General features: G+C 75.4%; 1 protein-coding gene. It reads left to right on the top strand.

Going from position 1 to position 2641, the window contains the following annotated elements:
• Window positions 1–2641 (top strand): ATP-binding protein (locus DI269_RS13275; protein ID WP_112136622.1); only part of this gene is annotated, 2641 nt, incomplete at both ends.

The following is a 2641-nucleotide window of genomic DNA, read 5'->3' as shown; positions in this document are numbered from 1 at the left end:
CCGCCCGCGGCCTCCTCGCCGAGGCCCTCGGCCTGTGGCGCGGCCCCGCGCTCGCCGACACCCCCGACGCCCTCAGCGCCATCGCCGCTCTCGACGAGGCCCGCCTCGCCGCCGTCGAAGACTGGGCCGAGGCCGAACTCGCCTCCAGCGCAACCGGTGCCGCACTCCTGCCCGCGCTCGCCGAGGCCGCCGTCGCGCACCCCCTCCGGGAACGCCTGCACGCCTTGTACTTCCGCGCCCTCCTCGCCGCCGGCCAAGGGGCCGAAGCGCTCGCCCGCTTCGAGGCCCTGCGCCGCCGCCTCGCCGACGAGCTCGGCGCCGACCCCGGCCCCGCTCTCACTTCAGTCCACATGAGACTCCTCGAACCGGCTCCGACCCCCGTCCGCGTCCGCGGCAACCTCCGCGCCCCGCTCACCAGCTTCGTCGGCCGCGAACCCGAACGCGCCCAGATCGCCGCCGCCCTCAGCACCTCCCGGCTCGTCACCCTCTGCGGCCCCGGCGGCGTCGGCAAGACCCGCCTCGCCACCTCCGTCGCCGCCTCCACCGCCCCGCCCGGCGGCACCTGGATCGCCGAGCTCGCCAGCATCACCGACCCCGAAGGCGTCGCCCGCGTCGCCGCGGAAGCCGTGGGCGCCTTCGACGACGAGCCCGCCGACCGCCGCGCCCCCGGTGACACCTTCGAGCGCCTCGCCGACGCCCTCGCCGCCCGCCCGGTCCTCCTCGTCCTCGACAACTGCGAGCACGTCATCGGCGCCGCCGCCGACCTCGCCGACCGCCTCCTCGGCCGCTGCCCCGACCTGCGCATCCTCGCCACCAGCCGCGAACCCCTCGCCATCACCGGCGAGACCGTCTGCCATATCGGCCCCCTCGGCACCCGCGCCGCGCCGCGTCTCTTCGCCGACCGCGCCGCCGCCGCCCGCCCCGGATTCACCGTCACCGAAACGAACGCCGACGTCGTCGCGGCCCTCTGCGACCGCCTCGACCGCCTCCCCCTCGCGATCGAACTCGCCGCCGCGAAGCTCCGCACCCTCGACCTCGCGCAGGTCGCCGAGCGCCTCGACGACCGCTTCCTGCTCCTCACCGGCGGCTCCCGCACCGCCCTCCCGCGCCACCAGACCCTCCGCGCCGTCGTCGCCTGGAGCTGGGACCTCCTCGAACCCGCCGAACGCGACCTCGCCGAAGCCGCCTCCGTCTTCGCCGGAGGCCTGTCCATCGACGCCGCCGCATGGCTCGGCGCCTCCCTCGACACCCTGACCGCGTTGGCCGACAAGTCGATCCTCCAGCCCGGCGCCGCCGGCCGCTTCCACATGCTGGAGACCATCCGCGAGTACGGCCAGGACCGCCTCGCCGAGACCGGCCGCCTCGTCAAGGCCCACGAGGCCCACGCCGCGTACGCCCTCGACCTCGCCGAGAGCGCCGCCCCGCACCTGCGCGGCGCCGACCAGGTCGTCTGGATGCGCCGCCTCGAAGCCGAACGCGGGAACCTCCTGGCCGCCTTCCACTTCGCCGTCGGCGGCGGCGACGCCGACACCGCGGTCCGCCTCGCCGCGGCCATGTGCGTCTACTGGCTCTACACCGGCGCCAGCCTGGAGATCTCCGGCCGGCTCGAAGCCGCGCTCGCCGTCCCCGGCCCCGCGCCCGCCGAATCGCGGGTCGTCGTGCAGGGCATGGCGGTCGTCAACCGGATGCTGTGCGGCTCGTTCCAGGCCGACGGGATCATCGCCGAGTTCGAGGAGGTCGCGCGCGCCGCCGAGCCGTACCGGGACCACCCGCTGCTCGCCATCGCCGATCCCTTGCTGCGCATGTTCATCGACGACCACGACGGCGGCTTCACGTCCATTCAGGAGCGTATGGGGCACCCCGACCCGTGGGTGCGCGCCGTCATGTGGCTGCTGCGCGCGCTCCTCCTCGAAGACCGCGGCGAGATGACCGCCATGCGCGTCGACCTCGCCCGCGCCGCCGTCGGCTTCAAAGAGGTCGGCGACCGCTACGGCCGCTACCACTCCCTCACCTGGCTCGCCCAGGTCGGCTTGATGTTCGGCGACCTCGAACCCGCCGTCGCCGCCCTTGAGGAGTCGATCCGGCTCCAGCGCGAACTCAGCCCCGGCGCGGCCGCCGTCCAGACCCGCACCATCCTCGCCAGCGCACTCCTTCGCCAGGGCCGCAACGCGGAGGCGCGCGCCGCCATGGAGGAGGTCATCGCCGAGGCCGAAGCCGACCACGACCACCCGTCCTCGGCCCGCCAGGCGCTGTTCGCGCACTTGGGGCTCGGCGACCTGGCCCGCCTCGAAGGCCGCCTGGAGGACGCCGAGCAGCACTACGCCGCTGCGAACTGGCTGCGCGAGGACTCCGGCGGCATCGTCCCTCCCCAGTGGACCGCGCTGATGTCGCGGGCCCGGATCTTCACGGCCCTCGCGAAGGGCGACGAGGACGGCGCGCGCCGCCTGCTCGCCGACTCCTTCGACTCGGCGCTGGAGGCGCTCGACATGCCGGTCCTCGCGAAGGTCGCGATCGCGGCCGGGTCCTTCGCGGCCGCCGGCGGCGACGACGGCGCCGCGGCCGAGCTGCTCGGCGTCGCCGACCAGCTGCGCGGCGCGCCCGACCGGTTCGACGTGGACGCGGCGATCCTCGAACGCGCCCT

Source organism: Glycomyces dulcitolivorans, assembly GCF_003265355.1.
GTDB classification, from domain to species: Bacteria; Actinomycetota; Actinomycetes; order Mycobacteriales; family Micromonosporaceae; genus Glycomyces; species Glycomyces dulcitolivorans.
The sequence above is the reverse complement of the archived record's forward strand: the minus strand, read 5'-3'. Positions and strand labels throughout refer to the sequence as shown.